21 protein-coding genes and 1 tRNA gene are annotated in these 24,215 nt (G+C 51.6%); 19 read left to right on the top strand and 3 right to left on the bottom strand.

From position 1 onward, the window contains the following. Positions 1-92 precede the first annotated feature (92 nt). The 10 genes from JTE88_RS04630 to JTE88_RS04585 all read left to right on the top strand — a co-directional run bounded on the left by JTE88_RS04630 (position 93) and on the right by JTE88_RS04585 (position 9,917). Positions 93-1,202: a tRNA (adenine-N1)-methyltransferase gene (locus JTE88_RS04630; protein WP_204423027.1), complete on the top strand. Its 1,110-nt coding sequence runs from the start codon at positions 93-95 to the stop codon at positions 1,200-1,202. A gap of 9 nt (positions 1,203-1,211) precedes the next feature. Further along, positions 1,212-2,738 (top strand): proteasome ATPase, encoded by a 1,527-nt coding sequence (gene arc / locus JTE88_RS04625; protein WP_204423025.1) that lies wholly within the window; start codon positions 1,212-1,214, stop codon positions 2,736-2,738. Between the two features lie 7 nt (positions 2,739-2,745). After that, positions 2,746-4,290 (top strand): depupylase/deamidase Dop, encoded by a 1,545-nt coding sequence (dop, locus tag JTE88_RS04620; RefSeq protein ID WP_204423024.1) that lies wholly within the window; start codon positions 2,746-2,748, stop codon positions 4,288-4,290. Beyond that, positions 4,290-4,469, top strand: a complete 180-nt coding sequence (locus JTE88_RS04615) for a ubiquitin-like protein Pup (protein ID WP_204423022.1) — start codon at positions 4,290-4,292, stop codon at positions 4,467-4,469. The genes dop and JTE88_RS04615 overlap by 1 nt, the downstream gene beginning before the upstream one ends. Then, complete coding sequence (locus JTE88_RS04610) at positions 4,466-5,842, top strand: proteasome accessory factor PafA2 family protein (protein ID WP_239519480.1); 1,377 nt, start codon at positions 4,466-4,468, stop codon at positions 5,840-5,842. The genes JTE88_RS04615 and JTE88_RS04610 overlap by 4 nt, the downstream gene beginning before the upstream one ends. After that, the gene (locus JTE88_RS04605; protein WP_204423020.1) at positions 5,835-6,704 is read left to right on the top strand and encodes an FKBP-type peptidyl-prolyl cis-trans isomerase; all 870 of its coding nucleotides are present in this window, start codon (positions 5,835-5,837) and stop codon (positions 6,702-6,704) included. The genes JTE88_RS04610 and JTE88_RS04605 overlap by 8 nt, the downstream gene beginning before the upstream one ends. 44 nt (positions 6,705-6,748) lie before the next feature. Continuing rightward, positions 6,749-7,612: a prolipoprotein diacylglyceryl transferase gene (gene lgt / locus JTE88_RS04600; protein WP_204423018.1), complete on the top strand. Its 864-nt coding sequence runs from the start codon at positions 6,749-6,751 to the stop codon at positions 7,610-7,612. A gap of 10 nt (positions 7,613-7,622) precedes the next feature. After that, positions 7,623-9,041: a pyruvate kinase gene (pyk, locus tag JTE88_RS04595; protein ID WP_204423016.1), complete on the top strand. Its 1,419-nt coding sequence runs from the start codon at positions 7,623-7,625 to the stop codon at positions 9,039-9,041. Between the two features lie 84 nt (positions 9,042-9,125). Then, positions 9,126-9,207, top strand: a tRNA-Leu gene (locus tag JTE88_RS04590). 89 nt (positions 9,208-9,296) lie between these two features. Then, positions 9,297-9,917 (top strand): ANTAR domain-containing response regulator, encoded by a 621-nt coding sequence (locus JTE88_RS04585; RefSeq protein WP_239519586.1) that lies wholly within the window; start codon positions 9,297-9,299, stop codon positions 9,915-9,917. Here the strand turns inward: JTE88_RS04585 and JTE88_RS04580 are convergent. Beyond that, positions 9,895-10,296 carry a PaaI family thioesterase gene (locus JTE88_RS04580; protein ID WP_204423012.1) on the bottom strand — a complete coding sequence of 134 codons (402 nt, stop codon included), beginning with the start codon at positions 10,294-10,296 and terminating at the stop codon, positions 9,895-9,897. The genes JTE88_RS04585 and JTE88_RS04580 overlap by 23 nt on opposite strands. A gap of 54 nt (positions 10,297-10,350) precedes the next feature. On the opposite strand from JTE88_RS04580, the gene polA reads away from it, so the two are divergent. Further along, entirely contained in the window at positions 10,351-13,062 is a 2,712-nt protein-coding gene (gene polA / locus JTE88_RS04575; protein ID WP_204423010.1) for a DNA polymerase I, read from the top strand. Between the two features lie 18 nt (positions 13,063-13,080). Here the strand turns inward: polA and JTE88_RS04570 are convergent, their stop codons facing one another. Next, positions 13,081-13,869, bottom strand: a complete 789-nt coding sequence (locus tag JTE88_RS04570) for a class I SAM-dependent methyltransferase (RefSeq protein ID WP_204423008.1) — start codon at positions 13,867-13,869, stop codon at positions 13,081-13,083. 170 nt (positions 13,870-14,039) lie between these two features. Between JTE88_RS04570 and rpsA the strand changes: the two genes are divergently transcribed. Further along, positions 14,040-15,512, top strand: a complete 1,473-nt coding sequence (rpsA, locus tag JTE88_RS04565) for a 30S ribosomal protein S1 (RefSeq protein WP_204423006.1) — start codon at positions 14,040-14,042, stop codon at positions 15,510-15,512. 98 nt (positions 15,513-15,610) lie between these two features. Here the strand turns inward: rpsA and JTE88_RS04560 are convergent, their stop codons facing one another. Beyond that, complete coding sequence (locus tag JTE88_RS04560; RefSeq protein WP_204423004.1) at positions 15,611-16,354, bottom strand: hypothetical protein; 744 nt, start codon at positions 16,352-16,354, stop codon at positions 15,611-15,613. Positions 16,355-16,451: 97 nt separating this feature from the next. Between JTE88_RS04560 and JTE88_RS04555 the strand changes: the two genes are divergently transcribed. The 7 genes from JTE88_RS04555 to uvrB all read left to right on the top strand — a co-directional run bounded on the left by JTE88_RS04555 (position 16,452) and on the right by uvrB (position 24,110). After that, a complete protein-coding gene (locus JTE88_RS04555; protein ID WP_204423003.1) occupies positions 16,452-16,772 on the top strand; it encodes a hypothetical protein in 321 nt (106 codons plus the stop codon). 78 nt (positions 16,773-16,850) lie between these two features. After that, positions 16,851-17,861 (top strand): peptidoglycan-binding protein, encoded by a 1,011-nt coding sequence (locus JTE88_RS04550; RefSeq protein WP_204423001.1) that lies wholly within the window; start codon positions 16,851-16,853, stop codon positions 17,859-17,861. Then, complete coding sequence (locus JTE88_RS04545; RefSeq protein ID WP_239519479.1) at positions 17,854-18,498, top strand: ABC transporter ATP-binding protein; 645 nt, start codon at positions 17,854-17,856, stop codon at positions 18,496-18,498. Before JTE88_RS04550 ends, JTE88_RS04545 begins: the two co-directional genes overlap by 8 nt. After that, positions 18,495-19,577 carry an FtsX-like permease family protein gene (locus JTE88_RS04540; protein WP_204422999.1) on the top strand — a complete coding sequence of 361 codons (1,083 nt, stop codon included), beginning with the start codon at positions 18,495-18,497 and terminating at the stop codon, positions 19,575-19,577. The genes JTE88_RS04545 and JTE88_RS04540 overlap by 4 nt, the downstream gene beginning before the upstream one ends. Before the next feature lie 111 nt (positions 19,578-19,688). Beyond that, positions 19,689-20,534: a dephospho-CoA kinase gene (coaE, locus tag JTE88_RS04535; protein ID WP_204422998.1), complete on the top strand. Its 846-nt coding sequence runs from the start codon at positions 19,689-19,691 to the stop codon at positions 20,532-20,534. 116 nt (positions 20,535-20,650) lie between these two features. Beyond that, positions 20,651-21,904 (top strand): MFS transporter, encoded by a 1,254-nt coding sequence (locus JTE88_RS04530; protein ID WP_204422993.1) that lies wholly within the window; start codon positions 20,651-20,653, stop codon positions 21,902-21,904. 154 nt (positions 21,905-22,058) lie between these two features. Beyond that, positions 22,059-24,110 (top strand): excinuclease ABC subunit UvrB, encoded by a 2,052-nt coding sequence (gene uvrB / locus JTE88_RS04525; protein ID WP_204422990.1) that lies wholly within the window; start codon positions 22,059-22,061, stop codon positions 24,108-24,110. The last annotated feature ends 105 nt before the right edge of the window (positions 24,111-24,215 follow it).

The following is a 24,215-nucleotide window of genomic DNA, read 5'->3' as shown; positions in this document are numbered from 1 at the left end:
ATGCTGATGATGAGATTCCACTCTCTGAGTAATCGGCTAATCACACAGTTTTGGCACTCCCACAATAGCGTGGGCTCCCGTAAGATGAGGGAGTGACTAATTATCCTCATCCTTTGGGCGCAGAGCGCCGTCGGGGGCCGTTCCGCGCAGGCGAACGCGTCCAGCTAACTGACACCAAGAATCGTAAATACACCGTTATGCTCACGCACGATGGCTACTTCCAATCCCAGCGGGGATCGTTCCATCATCGCGATCTGATCGGCAAAGATGAAGGCACAGTTCTTGATACCACCTCCGGTCATCGCTTGCTCGCGTTGCGCCCACTAGTCAACGACTACGTGCTGTCTATGCCACGTGGCGCAACGGTTGTTTATCCGAAGGATGCCGGCCAGATTGTGCAGCAGGCTGACGTTTTCCCTGGTGCCCGCGTTGTCGAAGCAGGGTTGGGTTCGGGTGCGTTAGCGCTATCTTTACTCTCGGCTATTGGCATGGACGGTCACTTGACCTCAGTTGAACGCCGGCCTGAGTTTGCTGAAATCGCTCGTGCCAATGTTGAATCCTGGTTTGGCCCGCAGCTGCCACCCTGGGATGTTGTTCTTGGCGATCTTGATTCTGTTTTGGATTCTATGGATGAAGGCAGTATCGATACTGTGGTACTCGATATGCTTGCGCCGTGGGAAAATATTGATTCCGCTGCGCATGCGCTGCGCTCTGGCGGCGTCATTATCGGCTATGTTGCCACAACTACGCAAATGTCGCGTTTCGTTGAAGATTTGCGTACCTCTGAGTGCTTCACTGAACCGCAGGCGTCAGAGACAATGGTTCGAACCTGGCATCTTGACGGCCTGTCGGTTCGTCCCGATCACCGTATGGTCGCACACACTGGCTTCCTCGTCGTCGCTCGCCGTATCGGTCGCGGTTCTATGCCACTGGTGCCTACCAAGCGTCCAGCTCCAGCTGCGCATTCGGAGCCGTTGGCTTGGGAGACTGACCAGCTTCAAGAGCGCGCTATGTCGACGAAGAAGCTACGTAAAGTCCGTCGTGATGTAGCTCATCGCGCCGACGTCGAGTTATCTGGTACATCTGAAGCAGGCGAAAATTCTGCTGCGATGAATGCCCAACTTGAGGCGGAGTCGCAAGCCCGAGCCGCAGCAAAACGAGCTCAACGCCAGAACGAACGAGAAACTGACAACAACGACTAGAAGTATTCAATGACACAACAAGAACCTGATCTTCGGGCCCTAGCTCAACAAAACCGTGAGTTGAGTAAGGCGCTGTCGTCTGCTCGCGATCGAATAAAGGAATTGAGTACCCATCTCGATTCGTTATCCAAGCCGCCGAGTACCTACGCGGTTTTTGTGCGTGCGAACCAGACACAGCACACGGCTCTTGTCGCTCAAGGTACGAAGCAGCTTGAAGTAAGCGCTGCGGCGTGGGTGTCTCTAGATACGATCGCTCCCGGCCAAGAGGTGCTACTGAACGATCATCAGGTTCTTATCGGTGCCGATTCGTACAACACAACCGGTCAGGTGGTTGTAGTTGATTCTGTGGTTGATGCACAACGTATTATGGTCACTGCAGTAGGTGGTGAGAACCGGATTATTCGTTTGGGCGGAAAGTTGCTAAATACGCAGGTGCGGGCTGGTGATTTGGTGCTTGCCGATTTTACCCACGGATTTGCGCTTGAAGCTGTTTCCCAACCAGACGTCGATAGTCTTCTTCTCGAAGAAACCCCGGATGTTTCCTATGAGGATATCGGTGGCTTGGCTCCACAGATTGAGGAATTGCGTGACTCCATCGAGTTGCCGTTCCAGCATCCAGAGATATATTGCGATCACGGTCTCAAACCACCAAAAGGTGTGCTCCTTTATGGCCCGCCGGGCGTGGGCAAGACGCTTATCGCGCGTGCGGTAGCCACGTCGTTGTCCCACATGTTTGGCGAGGATAGTGCATACTTCCTCAACATTAAAGGCCCGCAGTTGCTCGATAAATACGTTGGACAAACCGAACGTCAGATTCGCGACATCTTCGAACGTGCCCGCAAGAAGGCAAGTGCAGGTATACCGGTAGTCATTTTCTTCGACGAGATGGAAGCCTTGTTCCGCACCCGTGGCTCTGGTGTTTCTTCCGACGTCGAAACCACGATTGTTCCCCAGCTGCTCGCCGAAATCGATGGGGTTGAGCAACTCGATAACGTGATTATTATTGGTGCTTCGAACCGAGAAGACATGATCGATCCAGCGATTTTGCGGCCAGGGCGTCTCGATATCAAAATCCATATCTCCCGGCCAGACTATGCTGGCGCCCGCGATATTCTCGGCAAGTATCTTGTTCCTAGCGTGCCTGTCCATGCCTCGGAAATTGCCCGACATGGGGATCTGTCGAGCGCACTCAATGCGATGATTACGGCAACTGTGGACGAGCTGTGGGAGGAAACCCCAGATAACGCCTTCGTCGAAGTGACCTATCGAGACGGACACACCCAAACGCTCTACGCTCATCATATGGTCTCGGGAGCAATGCTGGCAGGCATTGTTGAGCGTGCAAAGAAATATGCGATCAAAGACTATTTGGCGATGGGGGAGCACGGCGTGCAAACCTCGCATCTTCTTCGTGCCGTCCGTGAGGATCTTGCAGAAAACGAAGCATTAGCCCGTGTGGATAACCCGAAAGAATGGGCCCGGGTAGAGGGACGTCCCGACATCGTCTCCGTTCGCCGTACCCGGCAACAAGGCTGAGAGAATCATGGCAGTAAACAGAATAGTTGGGTTAGAAACCGAGTTCGGTATTCTTGATCTCGACGCCGACGTGCAAGATTCATTTTCGCTCAGTGCACAAGTCGTGGACGCGTATGCTCGCGGTTGCCAAGCGCCGATTGCTACCTGGGATTTCCACTCCGAAGATCCGCTTAACGATGCTCGCGGTTTTCGCGTTGGCCGCCAAGTAGCCCACCCTGATCAGCTCACGGATAACCCGGTTCCGCCGTTGTCTGAGCTGCCTGCCGATACCAAGATCACCAATATTGCGTTGCCAAACGGCGGACGCTGGTATGTCGACCATGCGCATCCGGAGTATTCCACGCCCGAAGTTACTACTCCCTACGAAGCTGTTTTGTGGGATCGTGCTGGTGAAGCTCTTGCACGTGAAACGATGGACCTGTTAAACGCTCAGGGGCGCAATGTTGTTATCTACAAAAACAACGTTGATGGCAAGGGCGCAGCCTACGGCAGTCACGAAAATTATTTACTCTCGCGCCAAGTCCCGTTCAACGACGTCATCCGCTACCTCACCCCGTTTTTCGTTTCTCGGCAAATTCTGTGTGGAACGGGACGCGTCGGCTTAGGCCAAGCCTCGCAAGCCAGCGGATTCCAAATCTCGCAACGTGCTGACTATGTCGAAAACGTCGTTGGCCTCGAAACAACGTTCAATCGTCCGATTATTAATTCGCGCGATGAACCGCATGCAACCCCAGAGAAGTATCGCCGTCTTCACGTTATTGGGGGAGACGCGAACCAATTCGACCAGTCGATCTTGTTGAAGGTCGGCACAACGAATCTTGTGTTGTGGATGCTCGAACAAGACGCTATGCCACTCGATCTGGAATCGCTTGTCTTGTTTGAACCGGTGGCCGCCACGTGGGAAATCTCCCATGACCCAACGCTGCGTCACGCAGTTGATATGCATGACGGCTCCACGCGCACAGCTATCGACATCCAACAGATCTATCTGGACGCGGTGCGTACAACTATCGACCGCGTGGGCCAAAGCGACCCCGATACCGCGAAGTTCGTAGAACTCTGGCAATCGACACTCGATACCTTACGCACGGATCTTTTCCAGGCAGCGCCGCGTATTGAGTGGATCGCGAAATATCAGATGCTCGACCATCTGCGCCAGCGCTCTGGTTCCTCATGGGACTCTGACCAGCTACGCGCCTTCGATCTCCAATGGCACGATTTGCGCCCTTCGGCGTCAATCGTTCATAAGCTCGATCAAGCTGGCCGGGTAGACCGCCTGTATTCGGCTGAGCAGATTGCCCAAGGCCAACAGCATGCTCCGCACGTTTCTCGAGCATATTTCCGTGAAGTGCTCTTACGCTATTTTGAGCACGATGTACGCACCTTAGGTTGGTCCAGTGCGGTTCTTGATACCACTGACGGGCCGCGGCGCATCAACTTTATGGATCCCCACGAACCAACATTCGATCAGATCAGCGATTTCTTCGCCACTACACAAACCCCACTATCGACATATCGGCATTTTGGTACCGACTTGGTTAAAGGAGAATAATGAGCGAACAAGAATTCCAGCGTATCCAACGCGAATCCGTAGTTTCAGCAGAAGAAACCGTTGAACAGACAACGGACGCCCCATTCGACGTCGACGCCCTATTGGACGATATTGATTCGATCCTGGAAACCAACGCCTCGTCATTCGTTCAAGGCTTCGTACAAAAGGGTGGCCAGTGATCAACCGAATTATGGGAATCGAAACCGAGTATGGCATCGCCAGCTCGGATTCTTCTGGTGCCCATATCGCCACTGAGCCGGCCGTTATTGCCGAACAGTTGTTTGCCGATATGCAACAACGTACCGGATCAACGTCAGCATTTTTAGAAAACGGTGGGCGCCTCTACCTTGATATCGGCGATCATCCGGAATATGCCACTGCAGAATGCACCCAGCTAGCCGATCTCCTTGCTCAAGATCGCGCAGGTGATGAGCTGCTCGTCCAGATGGCACAGGTCGCTCAAGAACGCCTAGAGACCTCCCATATCCATCTGTTTAAAAACAACGTGGACACCGCGCAACATTCCTATGGCTGCCACGAAAATTATTTGGTTCGTCGTCGTTTGGATTTCCTTGATCGGCTCAACGATCTGGTACCGTTCTTCGTCACCCGTCAATTACTTGTTGGCGCCGGCTACGTTTATCATGAACCAGGCACGGTACGGTTTGAACTGTCCCAGCGCGCTCGCCATATGCACGGCGCGGTTTCGACGTCGTCTACCCGCACCCGCCCAATGATCAACACTCGCGACGAACCGCATGCAGATGCGGAAAACTATCGCCGGATGCACGTTATTGTGGGCGATTCTAATATGTCGTCAGCAACGACTGCACTTAAAGTTGGCATGACGAACGCGGTGTTGAACGTGATGGAAGATGGTGTGCGTCTCCCATCTCTCCAACTTCTTGATCCGATGCGCGCCATCCGCGACGTCGCCCAAGATCTTTCGGGGCGTGTGCTACTCGAACGCGCTAATGGTCAAACTATCAGTGCCACTGAGGTTCAGGCGGAGATTTTTCAGATCGTGCGCGAGCATTATGAGCGAGCTGGCTGGTTTGCCGATCTCGATCCATTGATGCGCTATGCTTTCGATCTCTGGGAGCGAGCACTCCATGCGTTCGAAACAAACGATTTTGGTGCTGTACACACGGAAATCGAGTGGATAGCAAAGTATGAGCTCATCACCCGCTACCGTCACCGGTTCCATGTTCCGCTCAGCGACGATCGCATTTCACGTCTTGAATTGGCCTGGCACGATGTTTCGAGTGCAGGTCTGCGTTCTAAACTTGAGCAGAGTGGGGTGCTAAAGTCGGCAGTTTCCGACGACGACGTCGCCCGCGCGATGCATTATCCTCCGCAAACATCACGGGCGCGGATCCGTTCAGCGTTTATTCATGCTGCGCGCCGTCACCATCGTGATTTTTCGGCGGACTGGGGATTAGTCCGGTTATTCAATGACGGAAATGGTGTTACTGTAGGGTTGAGTGATCCGTTTGCTACATCTAATGCTGACATCGAGGCTTTAATTGATTCAATGGAAAACAATGAATAAGTATGTGGCTGTGCCGCTTGCAGTTCTGGCGTTCATGGCTGGTATTGGTTTCTCGACGTTGTTGTGGAATGTTACAACTCGTGAGCCTGCCTTCGCGATGAACGTGGAAGGAAATTTTGGTGCGGTAGTTACCGTGACGACGACGGGGACACCAGCCTCCGAGGGCCGACAGATTCGTGAGCTCATTGCCGGTGAGGGGCGTGTTATTGATGCCGATAACCAGGTGTTGTTGCGTGCCACGAAATTTACGGCGGCGGGTGATGAGTGGTCTCAGGTAGCAGATCTTCCCACTATTGTGAGCGGGGTTGCGAATAAATCATCGGTTGGCAAACTTGCTGACGTCGTCGTTGGCAAACACGAGGGTACTCGTCTTGCAGTGATTGATCCGTTAGCGGATCGCACGTCGATGATTATCGTCGATATCTTGCCGACGCGAGTGACTGGCCAGGTTCAGTCCCAGCCTACTGATCCGCTTATTCCCGTTGTTTCTAGCGACGACGACGGAGTTCCGGTCGTTGGCGGTGTATCCACGCCGATTGATAACGTACGGATCTTCCCAGTGGTCTCTGGTCAGGGCGCGCAGGTGACACAAGATGACGTTGTCTACGCAAATTATGTTTTGGCGCATGCCGATGGTACGCCTATCGAAAACACGTTTACCAATGGAAATCCACCGGCATACATTGCCGTCGAAGATGTTTTCCCTGGTCTTCATGCTGGTTTGCTGGATCAACGGGTGGGATCACGCATCGCTATTTCGGTTCCGGCAGCCCAAGCTCAGGGCGAAGAGGATGTTCTTATTGTCTTAGATATCCTCGCGATTTCGGATGAAAAACCGAGCGCCAAGAACACAAGCGTATAAAATATTTAGTAACTAACCCATTTCGAGCGCTAAAGGAGAACCACGTGCTCACTTCATTTCCTTCGCCGCCACAAGGCGTATGGATGCTAGGTCCTATCCCTATTCGGGCCTATGCGATGTTTATTTTGGTGAGTATTTTGCTCGCCTGGTATATGGGAGACAAGCGGTACCAGAAAAAGGGCGGACCTGCTGGCGTATCGGAAGATATCGGCGTCTGGATGGTTGTCGCCGGTATTTTCGGTGCTCGTCTCTACCATGTGATTACTTCGCCTACGCCATATTTTGGTGAAAATGGTGATTGGACGAAAATTTTCCGCATCTGGGAAGGTGGCCTGGGGATCTGGGGTGCAGTGTTGTTCGGCGCGTTTGCTGCGTGGGTGAGCCTGCGTCGTCATGGTTTGCGATTCGGTGCCTTTGCAGATGCGTTCATTCCGGGCGTGATCCTTGGCCAGGCTATTGGTCGCTTGGGGAACTATTTCAATCAGGAATTGTTTGGTGCTCCGACGACGCTGCCGTGGGCGTTAGAAATCGACGATGCACATATGCCTGCGGGTTTTGCATCAGGTACAACGTTTCATCCGACTTTTCTCTATGAATTGCTCTGGTGCTTGGCGGGCTTTTTCTTCCTCTTATGGGCCGAGCGTCGGTTCCAGCTGCGAGGTGGGCAACTTCTAGCGCTCTATGTCGTGGTGTATACGCTGGGCCGAGTATGGATTGAGAATTTACGTATCGACGATGCCACCCTCATCATGGGACTGCGGTTGAACGTGTGGACGTCAATAATCGTCTGCTGCGGCGGAATCATTGCTCTGGTGTGGCTGCGCCGGAAAGTTGTCGAGCAACCAGAAATAACCGATATTTATCTCCGCTCTCAGGAAGATAGCACTGAATCAGAAGGAATCAGGTAAGATAAACACCATGCGCAAAGCCAAAATTGTATGTACATTAGGTCCTGCGGTTAATTCCAAGGATCAGATTCTCGAACTAGTTAAAGCCGGCATGAATGTTGCCCGTATTAATGCTTCTCACGGCTCTCACGAAGAGCATGAAGAGCGCATTGATTGGGTACGTCAAGCCTCCGAAGAACTGCGGAAGCCAGTTGCGATTCTTGTGGATCTCCAAGGTCCAAAGATTCGACTTGGTCGCTTCGCTGAAGGTCCTGTCCTTTTAGAGACCGGTGATATTTTCACAATCACGACGGACGATGTTCCTGGCGATAAAGATCGCGTCTCGACGACGTTTAAGGGGCTACCGGGGGATTGTTCCGAAGGCGATCTGATTCTTATCGATGACGGTAAGGTTCAGGTTCGCGTTCTGTCGGTTGAAGGTAACGACGTACGCACCCAGGTGCTTATTGGCGGAACGGTCTCGAACAACAAGGGTGTTAACTTGCCTGGTGTGGCAGTGTCTGTTCCTGCTCTTTCGGAGAAGGATAAGGAAGATCTCGAATGGGGTCTGAATTATGGCGCTGATCTTATCGCGTTGTCATTCGTGCGTTCGCCTAAGGATATCGAAGACGTTCACGAGGTAATGGATCGGGTAGGCCACCGCATTCCAGTTATTGCGAAGATCGAAAAGCCACAGGCTGTGAGTGTACTTGAAGATATTGTTCGCGCGTTCGACGGCTTGATGGTTGCCCGAGGCGATTTGGGTGTCGAATTGCCGTTGCAGCAAGTTCCAATTGTGCAAAAGCGTGCGATTACGATTGCTCGCCGTAACGCTAAGCCAGTTATTGTGGCAACTCAGGTTCTCGAGTCGATGATTTCGGCTCCAACGCCAACACGCGCAGAAACCTCTGACTGTGCTAACGCTATTCTTGACGGCGCTGATGCGGTTATGCTTTCGGGAGAAACCTCAGTTGGTAAATACCCTATTATGTGTGTGCAAACGATGGCGTCAATCATTTCGTATACCGAAGAACACGGTATCGAGTCGATTCCTCGGATCTCGAACCTACACCGTACTCGTAACGGTGTTATCACCAAGTCGGCCATGGATATTGGTGAAGCTATCGGCGTGAAGTTCATTGCGGTGTTCACTTCTTCAGGTCAGACTGCCCGCCGGATGTCCCGGTTACGTGGCCGTATTCCACTCGTGGTCTTTACCGATAATGAGAAGGTACGTCGTCAGCTCGCACTGTCGTGGGGTCTTGAAACACTCACGCTTTCAACTGTCTCCACGACAGATCAAATGGTTGATCAGGTGGATGAAGTGTTGCGCAAGGAAGGCCTGGCTGTTGACGGCGACCGTGTGGTGATCGTTTCCGGTATGCCACCAGGGGTTGTTGGCTCTACTAACACAATTCGTATTCACAAGATGGGCGAGACTCGCCGATGAGCTGAATTTCGAATATGTGATTCTTACCTACTTCGGTAAAATCGCAGGGCGGCCATTATTCGTGTAATATCGTGGTTGTCCATCGCTCCTGTGGTGGAATTGGCAGACACACAGCACTCAAAATGCTGCGCCGAAAGGCATGAGGGTTCGAGTCCCTCCGGGAGCACTTCTATCTCACAAAGTTGCGTATATAATGTTTACCGTTGTCGGTATTTCGCAGCGTGTAATTCAGTCAAGGAGGCGGACGTGGCACAAATTATTGACGACACTGAGATTAATGATGTCGCTCAGGGACCAAATCCGCGAGATGTACGCGCTTTGGTTGTTGAAGATGAAACACTTATCCGTCTTGATATTGTTGAAACGCTACGTGAAGCCGGCTTCGAGGTTGTTGCCGAGGGATCGAATGGCGAAGAAGCTATTGAGCTCGCTGCAGAACACAAACCTGACCTCATTGTCATGGATGTGAAGATGCCAGGTCTCGATGGGGTTTCGGCCGCCGAACGCATTCTTGCCTCACAGCGTTGTGCAATCGTCATGCTTACGGCGTTCTCACAAAAGGAAATTGTTGACCGGGCACGTGATGCCGGCGCGATGGCGTTTCTTGTTAAGCCGTTTACTCCGAATGATCTGCTTCCTGCGATCGAGATTGCGTTGTCGCGTCACCAGGAGATTGTCTCGCTGGAGGCTGAGGTTTCTTCGCTCGCTGAGCAGTTTGAAACCCGTAAGCGTATTGATCGTGCTAAGGGACTTCTTCAGGACAAGATGGGTCTAACCGAGCCAGAGGCGTTCCGGTGGATTCAGAAGACGTCGATGAATCGCCGTCTGACGATGCGTGAAGTCGCTGACGCTGTTATCGACCAGGTTTCTGAATAAACACACACGTCATTCGGCCTAGTGCTGTCAGTACACCATTACTATCGGTAATTTCTACACTGGCAACAAGTGAGCTCGAACTTGCCCGAATGGTTTCGGCGCGTGCGATCGCTGCGTCTGTCATATTTGGCGCTAGTTGAGAAATATTTAGTTCAGTTCCGACAGCTATGCGTCCTTCAGGCGCATTCAGCAAGGCTAGCCGCGAAGCTGCGTCTTCTACCAAGAACGCATTGGCTCCACCGTGTAGCACGCCAAATGGCTGAACGTTCCCTCGAGTCGGTATCGACTCAACCACTTCGGTCTCGCTTACCGTGATAAGTTTGACGCCTAAGTGTGCAGCGAGTTCGCCGTCGTTAATTTCTGATGCTAAATATTTCATACGCCTAGTCTACTCGCACAAGAAACTGTGGGAACAACCCGGTAGGCTTGGAACGTGACTAAAAATATCATGCTCTTGCTCGACGGCCATTCCATGGCCTTCCGGTCCTTCTTTGCGTTGCCTGCCGATTCCTTCCGCACCGCTCAAGGCCAGTACACTAATGCCGTTCACGGCTTCATTAACACCTTGTTGCGGTTAATCAATGATTATCAGCCCACGCACATCGCTGTGGCCTTCGATCTACCCGGCGGTACATTCCGTACCCGCGAGTATGGCGAATATAAGGGCGGCCGTGCGAAAACTCCGGAAGAATTCAAAGGGCAGATCGGGGTCATCCAAGAGGTACTCAACGTCTTAGGTGTTTCCTGGTTGACGGTTGAGGATTACGAAGCAGACGATATCGTCGCAACTCTCAGCGCCCGCGGCGAAGAGGCTGGAATGGACGTCTATATTGCGTCCGGCGATAAGGATTCCTACCAGCTCGTTTCGGAGCAGACGTCGGTTGTTTATCCCATGCCTCGCGCCCAAATGCTCCTGCTGAACCCGGATGGGGTTGAAGAGCGTAGCGGGGTACGTCCAGAAATGTACTCCGATTTAGCTGCGTTGGTTGGTGAGAAGGCCGATAACCTTCCTGGCGTTCCAGGTGTCGGCCCGAAGACTGCAGCCAAGTGGCTGCAGCTATACGGTAATCTTGATGCGCTCATTGATCATGCGGACGAAATCAAAGGGAAGGCCGGGCAGTCTCTGCGCGACCACGTCGAACAAGTTCGTCTTAATCGCCAACTGAACCAACTTATTCGTGATTTAGATATCGTCCCCGATTTGGAAGCCCTGCGCCCATTGGGTGTCGATCAGCAGGCACTGCATGAGCTGTTTGATACGTTGGATTTCACTTCTTTGCGCAAACGGGTGTTGGATGAGCTGCCGCTTCGTGCTGGGTTAGCACCCCTAGCAGAAGATCAGGAAGCAGTTTCGGTACGCACGGTGAGCGTTGTTAGTGCCGGTAAGGTTGCGCTGTCTACTTTTATTCACGAACACCCAGCGCCCTATGCGCTTGCTTTTGATGGTGTTGGCACGCCAGGGAAGGGCAGGGTTGATACGTTTGCGCTTGCCAGCAACGATGGATTCGTTTTTGTTGGTTCTCCCGCGCTCCTTAATCCTGAAGATACAAACACGCTCACCGAAATTATTAAAGATCCTGACGTTCCACTTCTCGGCCACGGTTTAAAAGCTCAGATCCACGCCTGGCAGGGTCAAGGAATGTCGCTCTCGGGTATCAGCGCTGATACCGAAATCGACGCCTATCTTTTGCATCCAGATCAGCGTTCGTATGATTTTGCGGAATTGGTGCAACGCTATTTAGCGGTCGATCTGAATGCCGGGGATTCCGATACGTTAGGCATTAGCCTTGATGGTCAGATCGTTGGGGAAGATATTGGTCAGCGCGCTGTTCTCGTGCATGATTTGCGTGAGGCGTTCGAGCGTGAGTTTGATGCCGAGGACTACAACGATACTCTTGTGGACTTGGAATTACGGGTCACCGAAGGGTTGGCTCGTATGGAGAGTCGCGGTATTGCGGTAGATCGTGATCGGTTGGACGCACTACATGCAGATTTTGATGCGCGTGTGCAAGCTGCAGCGCAGCAGGCATGGGATGCTATCGGCGATAGCTCGGTTAATCTTTCTAGCCCGAAGCAACTGCAGGCAGTCTTGTTTGATCAGCTCAATCTGCCGAAAACGAAGAAAACAAAGTCCGGATACACCACGAACGCCGATGCGTTGGCTGGCTTGCTGGCAAAAATTAGTTTGCGTGAGGACGACGAAGCCTTGGCTGGTCAAGCATTTTTGTCGTCACTGCTTGAACATCGCGATGCGATTAAGTTGCGTCAGTCGGTAGAAGGATTGCAACGTGCGGTGCAAAGCGATGGCCGGATTCGCACTACTTATCAGCAGACGGTTGCAGCTACCGGGCGGTTGTCCTCAACTGATCCGAATTTGCAAAATATTCATGCGCGTACTGAAGAAGGTCAACGTATTAGGGAAGTTTTTGTGGCCGGTGAGGGCTTCGATTACTTGATGACTGCCGACTATTCCCAGATCGAGATGCGTCTGATGGCACATTTGTCGAACGACACTGCGCTCATCGAGGCATTTAATCAGGGCGCTGATTTGCATCGCTTCGTTGCGTCGCGTGTGTATGGAATTGCAGAGAGCGATGTTTCTGGTGCGCAGCGTTCGAAGATTAAAGCGATGTCTTACGGTCTTGTGTATGGCTTATCTGCCTACGGCTTATCGGCCCAGTTAAAGATTCCGGTACCGGAGGCACAGAATTTGATGGATGGTTACTTCCAGCGGTTCGGGGCGGTGAAGCAGTATCTTGATGGGCTTGTTGATAAGGCGCGAAAGGAAAGCTACACCGAAACGATTTTGGGCCGGCGTCGGTATTTGCCGGAGCTGAATTCACAAAGTCGTCAGGTGCGCGAATCTGCGGAACGCATGGCACTCAATGCCCCGATTCAGGGTTCGGCTGCGGATATCATTAAGATAGCTATGCTCAATGTGGAATCTGAATTAACGCGCCGCCAGCTTGCCTCTCGTGTGCTCCTTCAGGTACATGACGAACTTGTTCTCGAAGTTGTGGCCAGTGAGGCTGAGCAAGTTGAAGACGTGGTTCGTGAGCAGATGGGGAGCGCTTGGGAATCGTTGAGCGTGCCGCTGTCGGTTGGTATTGGTATCGGTCGTAATTGGCGCGAGGCCGCTCACTAATTACCGCAAGGCGGCGCACTAATTGGCGATGGCGCGGATCATTAGCGTTCCGGGGAGAATGTGTGACCGCTGTGGTCCCCATCCGCCCCACACAATGTCGCGCCCGGCTGGCCATGGTGGCTCGAAGAGTTCATCGATTGTGAATCCGCTGTCGACGAGTGAGTTCATATGGTCGGCGAGGGTGTGGTGGAATTCGGCGTAGTCCAAAGTTGCGTCGTTGCGCTCTATGTAGGGAGTGCGGTCAAAATAAGACCGTATAGCGGTTAGCCCATTTTCGGTTGGGTCATCGGGGAACATCCAACGCGTCGGGTGGAGTGCTGAATACGCCCAGATTCCGCCCGTGCGTAGCACTCGGGAGACTTCATTGTGCACTTCGGTGAGCTCTGGAACGAAGGGCAGGACGCCGAAACTTGTGAAGATGACGTCGAAGCTGTCGTCGTCAAACGGCAGTTGTCGCGCATCTGCTTGGATGAGTGGAAATTCGATACCATATGTGTGGTTGAGTTTTTCGGCGTGTGTGAGCATTCCTGACGCCAAATCGGTTGCGACGACGTCGATGCCGCGGCTTGCGAGATATCGCGAGCATTGAGCTGCTCCGGCTCCGATTTCGAGGACTTTTTTCTGGGTGAGTGTGCCGAGAAATTCGATGTCGGCTTCGCGCAATCCTTCCGGACCCCAGATGAAGTCGTTATCGCCGAGTATTTCGCCGTGCTCGGTGAGGTAGTCACCGGCATTTTCTGACCACCATTTTTCGTTGGCATTTATGGGGTTATCGGCAGGGGAGAGCTGGTGATGGCCGTATTGCATGGTGATTTCTTCCTAGTTGTGGCGTAGCTGGCAACGATATTCTTATTTTTAGTTGGCTTTTCGCGGGAAAACAACGTAAACTTGACGCTTGGTACATCTTTGTGCTTGCACATCGAGGTGAACCACATGTCCATATACGTAACTATTATAAATTCGGAGTCACCAACTCTATGACCACGAACAACACTACTACCGAGGTTGCCATTAACGATATTGGTACCGAGGAAGAGCTTATTGCTGCCGTTGACGAAACCATCAAGTACTTTAACGATGGCGACATCGTCGAAGGCACCGTAGTTAAGGTTGATCGGGACGAAGTCCTGCTCGATATCGGCTACAAGACCGAAGGCGTTATTCCTTCCAAAGAACTGTCCATCAAGCACGATGTCGATCCAGATGACGTCGTCGAAGTTGGTGACAAGATCGAAGCCCTCGTCATCCAGAAGGAAGACAAAGAGGGTCGTTTAATTCTTTCCAAGAAGCGTGCACAGTACGAGCGCGCTTGGGCAAAGATCGAAGAAGTCAAGGAAGCAGACGGCGTCGTTACCGGTACCGTCATCGAAGTTGTCAAGGGTGGTCTCATCCTCGACATTGGCTTGCGCGGCTTCCTGCCAGCATCTCTCGTTGAGATGCGTCGCGTGCGCGACCTCCAGCCATACATTGGCAAGGAAATCGAAGCTAAGATCATCGAACTCGATAAGAACCGCAACAACGTTGTTCTTTCTCGTCGCTCTTGGCTCGAGCAGACTCAGTCTGAAGTACGCTCTACCTTCCTTAACACCCTTCAAAAGGGCCAGGTACGTGAAGGCGTCATTTCCTCCATCGTTAACTTCGGTGCATTCGTTGATCTTGGCGGCGTAGACGGTCTCGTTCACGTTTCCGAGCTCTCCTGGAAGCACATCGATCACCCATCTGAGGTTGTCGAAGTCGGTACTCCAGTGACCGTTGAAGTTCTTGAAGTCGATATGGATCGCGAGCGTGTTTCGCTCTCGCTCAAGGCTACTCAGGAAGATCCATGGCAGACCTTCGCACGTACCCACGCTATTAGCCAGGTCGTGCCAGGTAAGGTCACCAAGCTTGTTCCATTCGGTGCATTCGTTCGCGTCGAGGACGGCATCGAAGGCCTCGTTCACATTTCTGAACTCGCACAGCGTCACGTTGATCTGCCAGAGCAGGTTGTCAAGGTTGGCGACGATGTCTTCGTTAAGGTGATCGATATTGATCTTGATCGTCGTCGCATCTCGCTCTCGCTCAAGCAGGCTAACGAAGGTGTGGATCCTAACTCGGAAGACTTCGATCCATCACTGTACGGCATGTCCGCTGAGTACGACGAAGAGGGCAACTACAAGTACCCAGAAGGCTTCGATCCTGAGACCAACGAATGGCTCGAAGGTTACGAAGAGAACCAGGCTGCTTGGGAAGCAGAGTATGCTGCTGCTGAAGCTCGCTGGCAAGCACACAAGGCTCAGGTTGCTGCCGCAGCCGAAGCTGATGCTGCTGCCGCTGTTGCCGCTCCAGCTGCTACTTCCGAAACCGAGGAAGCTGCTCCAGCTAACTACTCATCGGCTGATGCTGATGTTGCTGGCACACTCGCTTCTGACGAGGCTCTTGCTGCTTTGCGCGACAAGCTCACCAATAACTGAGCTTAATGAGTTTAGCTAAACTCATAAGTTAGTTAATCTTAAAGGCTGTGGCCCGAACAATTACGTTCGGGCCACAGCCTTATTTCATGAGTATTATTTCATTCTTCTGCTCCGTAGAAGACGTCGGTTGGTGGCATTCCAGGGCAGTCTTTTTGGACTTGTTCACCACCGGGATAGCGATCTACAAATACCAGATAGTCATCTGGTTGCCACGATATGCTATCTGGTGTGTGGAATAAGCTTACCCATGTTTGTTTACTTGGTTTATGAGACGTATCAACATTGATGTTGTGGTCTGCTAAGCACGGGATAAAGTATTGATCCCAATAATCATAAAGTAAAGACAGTTGATCTTCAGACCAATCAGTCAACAACGCCGGTTCTGGGGTGTACATAGCATTACATTCCCAGTCAGCAGTCAATAATGCGGGTTCTTGAGACTGCGGATGAGGGTCAAATTGAATACCACCGGTCGGGTGTGGGTGAGCTTTAAACCCGCGGTCGTTAAGACACTGCGCTACTGAAAGGTCAGCGTCGCGGAGGGTTGGTTCGAAACGAACGAGACCCGGATCGTTGAGCTGGCTCGGATCAACACCTTCGATGTTTTTGTTCCGATTAAGCCAGTCGGTACGCCATTGGAGCTTTTCTTCCTCGGTCATCTTTTTCCGAACAATCTTAATAGTGGGTTCCCATGAGGTGTAATCCCAGGTTTTACTCGGCGCAAACCTATCCGCACTTTGCTGTGACGGGACTGTCAGATCTGAACTAGTCTCAGCACTTTGACATGCGCTCAATAACAACCCCACAACAAGAAGAATAAGAACTTTGCTAGGTTTAAACATTAAATCCTCCTTTACACAATAAGGAATAATTGATATCTTTAACTTACTCAATGGTGAGTACAATCTCAAGTAAACTTTACCTTAAAGAGGTGAAAACATGAAGAAATCATTACGTGCCATTGCCAGTATCATTTGCGCAACGGGTTTGGTGCTGGGCGGATCGCTCCCAGCTATGGCTGGCACAAAAGGTGGAACAACAACATGTACAAATGGTGCAGTTAACGCCGTTCACGGCAAACAGCAAAGAGTTGATAGTGTTATGACACTTAAAATTGGCGGGGTAACCTTTTTCAAAAAGGGTGGGGTTTACGAAAAAACGGTAGTTGCGCGCAATGGCGGCACTAAATCATGGTCCGCGCATTCGGACTGGCTAACATGGAACGGTACCTACGGCATGTGCACACCGCCGATTTGGTAAAGCATAGGTCAGGAAATGACGAAACGTCCTAAAAAAGTTATAGTTGTTAGTTTGTTTCTACTGCTAACAACCCTAACTGTGTTAAGCATTTTATGGGCATTGCGGGTGACGTTTGCAACGCAGGCAGTATCTAATCCAACGTCAGAAACACACATAACAGTTGACGTCTTAGAACAAACTGTCGGCCAATCCTTGACCGTGACAACAACAGCTTCGCGTGATCCACTACCACTATCTGCCAATACTCTCACCGGCACTGCAACATACGTGACCGATAAAACCTCGGCCACGCAAGGAGATAACCTCTATACTGTCAACGATCAACCCGTGTGGGCGATAGTCAGCTCCACTCCAATCTGGCGCCATTTATCCGAAGGTGTACGCGGTGACGACGTCGTCGCCTTGCGAAATTTTCTCGCCGACCTAGGATATATCGACGTACGAGAAGGCCAAACATTTACCTCAGGGCTAGCGTGGGGAGTTAAAGCTTTCCAGAAAGACCACGGAATAGAAGAAACGGGACAGTTTCCTCACGGAACTCTCATAGCTATCCCGCATAACGATACGCCAATAAAAATTGATAACAAGATATTGTTTACCGGAGCCCAACTCAACGGTGGCGAAGCATTCCTATCTACCTATTCCCAAACTCCAACCTTTATCATGATGCTTGGACAGGGCCAAGCAGAGATGATTCCGACCGGGGCAGTAGTACAAGTGCATAGTGGCCAAACCATGTGGGAAGGTGTAGCGGGATCTGGTACAACCACACCAGATGGCGTATCTATCCCCGTTACCGCGCCAGATGGATCAATTCTGTGCGGTGATAGTTGTAGCGAATTACCACCGGGGGAGTTACTCCATCTGAACACTCACGTTGTTCTTGTTCCCGAACAAACTGGCCCCACTGTTCCGGTATCGGCTATCCTCACCACTGCTGATGGGCAAACCCAGGTACGTGTCATTGACGGCAAGGAGTCTCACCTTGTTCCAGTGACTGTGCGCGCCCTCGCCTCAGGATTAGCCGTTGTTGATGGTATCGAGGTGGGAACAAAAGTCGAAGCAATTGCGGAGCAATCTCGTGAATGACAAGCTAAGGGTTGCTGACCTAACGTTTCGCTACAGCAAACATGACCCGGAATTATACGATGGTCTTTCACTGACCTTTACCCCCGGAAAGATTACTGCGATCACTGGCGAATCGGGACGCGGCAAATCAACATTGCTCTATATCCTCGGTTTAATGCTTGCTCCAACAGCAGGCAACATCTATTACGGTCACACTGATCTTACGGCGCTTAACGATAGCCAAAAGTCGTCCTATCGAGCACATAATTTCGGATTCATTTTTCAAAACGCTGAGCTTGATCCCAACCGTAGCATTATCGACTCAGTGTGTGAACCAGGTATTTATACACACGTAAACCGTCGTACCCAAGAGACCTATGCGCTCGAACTTTTGACCCGTATGGGAGTTGATAATGAGGCATATCGCAAACCTGGTCAAATATCTGGTGGACAAGCCCAACGTGTAGCGGTATGCCGGGCGCTCATCAACAATCCACACATTATCCTCGCCGACGAACCTACCGGCAACCTCGATGAGCACAACTCGCTGATCGTGCTCAACGCGCTACGCGAAGCAGCACAATCAGATAAAACCGTGTTGATAGCTACGCACGACCCCACAGTTATCAACTATGCCGACGACGTGGTGCAACTATGAACGTACGCTTTATTCACGAAGTTATGAAAGCAGCGTGGGCCTCTCGCATCTCGGCACTCATGCTTGGCATCGTCACCTTGATTATTTCGTTGCTTACTCTTGTCACCGCCGGCAAAAGCGTTGCCCAATCAGATGGTTTAGAACAGCAACTAGCGCGTATTGAAGCACGCACCTTTACAGTCCTCGATCCCGAAGGTTCTTTACTTACTGACGCATTCGTCCATACGTACGCAACTCAAAGTGGGGCACAATCAGTGCTTGCGCTCAGCAGGCCCGTCGACGTCGTCAACGGAAAGCTTGGCTTAAATGCATCGCGAGTAGGCCTCGTCTCATTAGCCGGAAACATCGACGATGCGCTAGAACTCAACGAAGGTCGCATGCCGCGAGCTGGTGAAGTAATCGTGGGACAAAACGCCAAAGCCAAACTGGGGCTCACTAGCTCTTCAGGTTACGTCATGAGCGCTGACGGACACCAGTGGGCCGTCGTCGGCTCTTTTGATTCCCTCGCCCCGCACGAAGATTTAGCCGATCTCGTTATCGGGCCGACCCAATCAGCTCAAGCGTGGTCGCAAATGCGTTTTGTTGCGCCCAGCCTCGACGACGTTGGTCCGATGGAACACGTCCTGATCAAGAATCTGCCTTCAGCCCAGTCCACAGTAACTGTGGAATCCTCAGCCCGAAAAGCGGCTGAGTCACAGGCCTTGATTAATTCTTTAAAGCAGCAATCTGGCGCGATTTTATTACTTGTTCATGGTGTGGGAATCGTGATTATTGGTGTTATTGTGCTAACTAACGTACTTATCCATGCCAAAGATTTAGGACGACGTCGAACCCTAGGGATCACGAGGTCCGCCCTGATTTGTTTCGTGGTTCTACGTACTGCAGTCATCAGCTTGATCGGCATTGTTTCCGGCGTCATACTCGGCTATACGGTGATGTATTTTGCGCACACTCCCGTACCGCTCGACTTCGCGCTCGCCAGCATTATATTGGCTCTATGTGTAGCCGTGGTAGCAGCAATTCCGCCCGCTATTTTTGCCGCATATCGTGACCCGGTGCGAGTCATGCGTATGCCGTAACCAGGCCGCGTTGAACATAGATAACTGGGCACAGATGCGATAACCTAAATAGGTAACGATTTATTTGCGTTATTGAAAGGGGAGTGCGTTCTTCAGTGGACGTGCGCTGACATGCTCAAACTTGCAGTAACCGGTGGTATTGCGTCAGGAAAGTCCACGCTGACGCACGTTTTCGCCACTCGTGGCGCAATGGTTATCGACGCCGATCAGGTTGCCCGCGACGTCGTTGCCCCTGGTACGAAAGCCTTAGAACAAATAGCGCGCACCTTCGGTCCGCGTGTCCTGCGTGCAGACGGCCACCTCGATCGTGGAGCACTTGCCTCCTTCGTGTTTTCCAATTCCGCTGCACGCCAACAACTCGAGTCAATTATTCACCCCTATATCGCACGTGAAGTATCCGCACAACTACGTACCGCTCATCCGAGCCAAATCGTCGTCTATGATGTTCCACTACTGGTTGGCAGCGCAAATCAATTTTCGTTCATGGCCACGATGACTATCCATACCCCTGACCACGTTCGGATCGCTCGCATGGTTGACAACCGTGGGATGAGCCTAGCTCAAGCGAAGAGCCGAATTCATTCCCAGCCTGGCGATATGGCGCGCGCAGCGATCTCTGACATCATCGTCAATAATTCCTCGAGCGAACAAGACTTTGTTTCTACGGCGAAACGGCTCTGGGACGAATGGATCATTCCCTATGATTGGGCTCTTAGCCACGAACGAGTCAGCGAACCAACCGGCGTGATGGATAACGTCTCATTCCGAACCGATGTTCACCTCCAAGCAACCCGGCTACGCAACGCCGGGTGCGACGTCGTCGAAATACAAGGAACGCATCTGAAGCTACGCGCTAATCCCGGTGCGGCAACACTCTTGGACGCAGGCTGGATCCTCACCGGTTCTCGCCAAGCGACGACGGCGAACCCTGCTGAGCATTACACACTGAGCTGGTAACACCTCGTTACATGTAAAGCTGGTAACGATAGTAGTCAAATATGGCATACAAGCCCCGAAAGGTGTATAACTCTCGGTGTGGAAGTCCTGATTGAGGTGAAGAGGGGAGAGTATCTGTGAAGATACCCAAGAGTTCCGTTGCTCGTCCTTTTCGTGGATACTTGATTGCTAAATGCCTGATTGCATCAGTTATGGCATGGCCTTTGATGACGTTGATTCTTCAGGCGAAGGGTCTTTCATTTCTGGAGATCGGACTTCTTAATTCGTTTGGGGCTGTTGTATCTCTTTTATTTGAGGTACCTATGGGACGTCTTGCCGATAGATTTGGACAAAAGTATGCGTTAGCTTTCGGCTCCCTATTCATCGCGCTTGGTGTCAGTGTTCTTGCCGTATTCGACGCATTGCCAGCAGTTTATCTTTCTGAACTCGTCATTGGCGCCGGCCTTGCGCTTTCTTCTGGTGCTGACAGTGCCTGGCTTTTCCAAGAGCACAAGCGATTGGGAATGGAAGATGGCTATTTGAAGAGCCGGTCAGCCGTCGGATCGGTGACCTTGTTGTTTTCCATGACTTCAAGTGTGGTTGGACCGATACTGTTCTCGTGGCGCACCAGCCTACCGTTGTGGTTGAGTGTGGCGAGTTATATCGCAGCTGCTGGCGTGTTTTTACGTCTGCGTGTGCATGACCAGTTATCTTCGGAATCTTCTAAAGCCGATCAATCAACTCACGGAGCGCATAAACCGGGCACAGTTTTTCGCCGTATCGCAGGTGTAATAAGAAATCATCAGCTATTTGTTGCGCTTGCGCTCGCTTCGACGATAGTCATGATTGCGGTGTCAAATTTCTCGACGTATCTTGGGCCGTTCTTGAAGGAACAGGGTCTTGAAGTTCGAAACTTGGGAATCGTATTAGTGGTCGGGAAGATCGTCCAGTGGCTTGCTGTTCGAAATACTTATAGGCTCAAGCGTTCAACGGACCACGAGCGATTGCGTGTTCTCACTGTTGTTGGTTTAGCGATTCTTTTGTTGGTCGCAGTGAGTGTGACCACACCTTCGACTCCTTGGGTAGGTGCGGGGTCGTTTGTTTTGTTGTCTGGGTTGGCATCAGTTTTCTTTATCCTCATTGATGAACAAGTTAATCTGGTGATTTCTGACAAGTACCGGACAACAATGCTGTCCATCGTGGCGATGTTCGACGAGGCCGCGACGATCGCGGTAGATCCGGCGATCGGAGCTGTGTTGGACGCCCTTGGGTTCTCTCGAACATATCTCCTGCTTTCGGCTGTACTGTCGGTTAGTTTTTGTCTCGTTGTCGCCCTTGCCACGTATTCCACCCGTAACCTCTCTGATCGGAATGATCCGGCAGGGCACTAAGAGGTGTTCAAGCGGAACCACCTATTAATAAGTATTCAACCCTGGTCGATTACGATTTCTAGGAGCCTACAGTCAGCAGGTAACACCTCGTTACCTGTAAAGCTGGTAGCGATAGGTCTCGAATATTGTCGGAGCTAACCGGTAGGCTTGAGGTATGCGTCCTGTTACTGATATTGTGCGTCAAGAAGCACCATTCGAAGTTATCTCTGAATACACTCCGTCCGGCGATCAGCCCACCGCAATTGCGGAACTCGCTGAGCGGATTAACGCCGGGGAAAAAGATATCGTTTTGTTGGGCGCAACCGGAACTGGAAAATCAGCAACCACTGCATGGTTGATCGAACAAATACAGCGCCCCACACTCATCATCGAGCCAAACAAAACCCTCGCCGCCCAAATGGCTGCCGAATTCCGGGAATTGTTACCCAACAATGCCGTCGAGTACTTCGTTTCGTACTATGACTACTACCAGCCAGAAGCCTACGTGCCGCAAACTGATACGTTTATCGAAAAAGATTCCTCCATTAACGACGAAGTTGAGCGGCTGCGCCACTCGGCCACCAATTCGTTGATTACACGGCGCGATACCGTCGTGGTCGCTTCTGTTTCGTGTATCTATGGTTTGGGAACGCCGCAAGAATACGTTGATCGTATGGTGGACGTCCATGTTGGGCAAGAACTTGACCGTGATGCGTTACTTAAACAGTTCGTGACGATGCAGTATACGCGCAATGATATGGCGTTCACCCGTGGCACATTCCGGGTACGCGGCGATACTGTGGAGATCATTCCAGTTTATGAAGAACTCGCAATCCGGATCGAGTTCTTCGGCGATGAGATTGATTCCATCGCGTTGCTCCATCCGCTAACCGGCAATGTGGTACGCGAAACCGACCATGCTTATATTTTCCCTGCTTCTCACTATGTTGCTGGTGAAGAACGCATGAAGCGCGCAATAGCTTCCATCGAAGAAGAACTAGGGGAGCGGCTTACTGAGCTGCGTGATCAAAATAAGCTGCTCGAAGCCCAACGCCTTGAAATGCGTACCACCTACGATTTAGAGATGATGCGCAATATCGGAACGTGCTCGGGTATCGAGAATTATTCGAGGCATATTGATGGTCGTGGCCCAGGCACACCTCCGAATACCTTGCTCGATTATTTCCCGGAAGACTTCGTGCTGATTATTGATGAATCGCACGTGACGGTACCGCAAATTGGTGCCATGTACGAAGGGGATATGTCCCGCAAGCGCACCCTGGTTGATTTCGGATTCCGCTTGCCTTCTGCGATGGATAACCGGCCCTTAAAGTTTGCTGAGTTTCTCGAACGTATAGGTCAAACAGTTTATCTTTCGGCAACACCTGGTAAATACGAGATGGAATTATCAGATGGGTATGTGGAACAAATTATTCGACCTACCGGCCTAGTAGATCCAGAGATCATTGTTAAGCCAACAAAAGGCCAAATCGACGATCTGCTCGAACAAGTACGTGCCCGCGTCGATCGTGATGAACGCGTTCTGGTCACCACGTTAACCAAGAAAATGGCCGAAGACCTCACCGATTATCTTGCCGAACGCGGGGTCAAGGTTGAGTATTTGCATTCCGACGTCGATACCTTACGGCGCGTTGAACTGTTGCGTGAACTACGCATGGGCAAATTCGATGTATTAGTGGGCATCAACCTGTTGCGTGAGGGTTTGGATCTACCAGAAGTCTCACTTGTTGCGATCCTCGACGCCGATAAGCAGGGCTTCTTGCGCTCTACGACAGCACTCATTCAGACCATTGGACGTGCAGCTCGAAACGTATCCGGGCAAGTACATATGTACGCCGATTCGATAACACCAAATATGCGTGAGGCGATCGACGAAACCAACCGCCGTCGCGAAAAGCAGATAGCCTACAACACCGAACACGGCGTTGATCCCCAACCATTGCGCAAGAAGATCGCTGACGTGACTGACATGCTCGCCCGTGAAGATCTCGATACGAGCGAGCTACTTGACGGGGGTTACCGCAAAGAAAAGTCAGTTGCCGAACGATTACCTCAAGATGGCGCAGAGATAGAGCAGTTGTTAAGTGATTTGCGCGAACAGATGCATGTTGCTGCAGAACATTTACAGTTCGAGCTTGCAGCTCGGTTACGTGATGAAATCAATGATGTCAAACGCGAGTTACGTGCCATCAAACAAGCTCAATAGTGCTTGTCGCGAACTGAGCGCGATATCATAACGCCAGAGATGCTACCTTCTAGCTACCCTCGCGTAAGCTAGAAATAGCGAAGGGGAGTATTCCCACGAAATATC

The organism is Arcanobacterium phocisimile, from assembly GCF_016904675.1.
GTDB classification, from domain to species: Bacteria; Actinomycetota; Actinomycetes; order Actinomycetales; family Actinomycetaceae; genus Arcanobacterium; species Arcanobacterium phocisimile.
Note: the sequence above shows the minus strand (reverse complement) of the source record. Positions and strands in the feature narration are given on the sequence as shown.

What these genes read in the sequence shown, in the direction of transcription:
- arc (WP_204423025.1), top strand. Translation starts at nt 1,212, where the DNA reads ATGACACAACAAGAACCTGATCTTCGGGCCCTAGCTCAACAAAACCGT.
- dop (WP_204423024.1), top strand. Translation starts at nt 2,746, where the DNA reads ATGGCAGTAAACAGAATAGTTGGGTTAGAAACCGAGTTCGGTATTCTT.
- JTE88_RS04615 (WP_204423022.1), top strand. Translation starts at nt 4,290, where the DNA reads ATGAGCGAACAAGAATTCCAGCGTATCCAACGCGAATCCGTAGTTTCA.
- JTE88_RS04605 (WP_204423020.1), top strand. Translation starts at nt 5,835, where the DNA reads ATGAATAAGTATGTGGCTGTGCCGCTTGCAGTTCTGGCGTTCATGGCT.
- pyk (WP_204423016.1), top strand. Translation starts at nt 7,623, where the DNA reads ATGCGCAAAGCCAAAATTGTATGTACATTAGGTCCTGCGGTTAATTCC.
- JTE88_RS04580 (WP_204423012.1), bottom strand. Translation starts at nt 10,296, where the DNA reads ATGAAATATTTAGCATCAGAAATTAACGACGGCGAACTCGCTGCACAC.
- JTE88_RS04570 (WP_204423008.1), bottom strand. Translation starts at nt 13,869, where the DNA reads ATGCAATACGGCCATCACCAGCTCTCCCCTGCCGATAACCCCATAAAT.
- rpsA (WP_204423006.1), top strand. Translation starts at nt 14,040, where the DNA reads ATGACCACGAACAACACTACTACCGAGGTTGCCATTAACGATATTGGT.
- JTE88_RS04560 (WP_204423004.1), bottom strand. Translation starts at nt 16,354, where the DNA reads ATGTTTAAACCTAGCAAAGTTCTTATTCTTCTTGTTGTGGGGTTGTTA.
- JTE88_RS04555 (WP_204423003.1), top strand. Translation starts at nt 16,452, where the DNA reads ATGAAGAAATCATTACGTGCCATTGCCAGTATCATTTGCGCAACGGGT.
- JTE88_RS04540 (WP_204422999.1), top strand. Translation starts at nt 18,495, where the DNA reads ATGAACGTACGCTTTATTCACGAAGTTATGAAAGCAGCGTGGGCCTCT.
- coaE (WP_204422998.1), top strand. Translation starts at nt 19,689, where the DNA reads ATGCTCAAACTTGCAGTAACCGGTGGTATTGCGTCAGGAAAGTCCACG.
- uvrB (WP_204422990.1), top strand. Translation starts at nt 22,059, where the DNA reads ATGCGTCCTGTTACTGATATTGTGCGTCAAGAAGCACCATTCGAAGTT.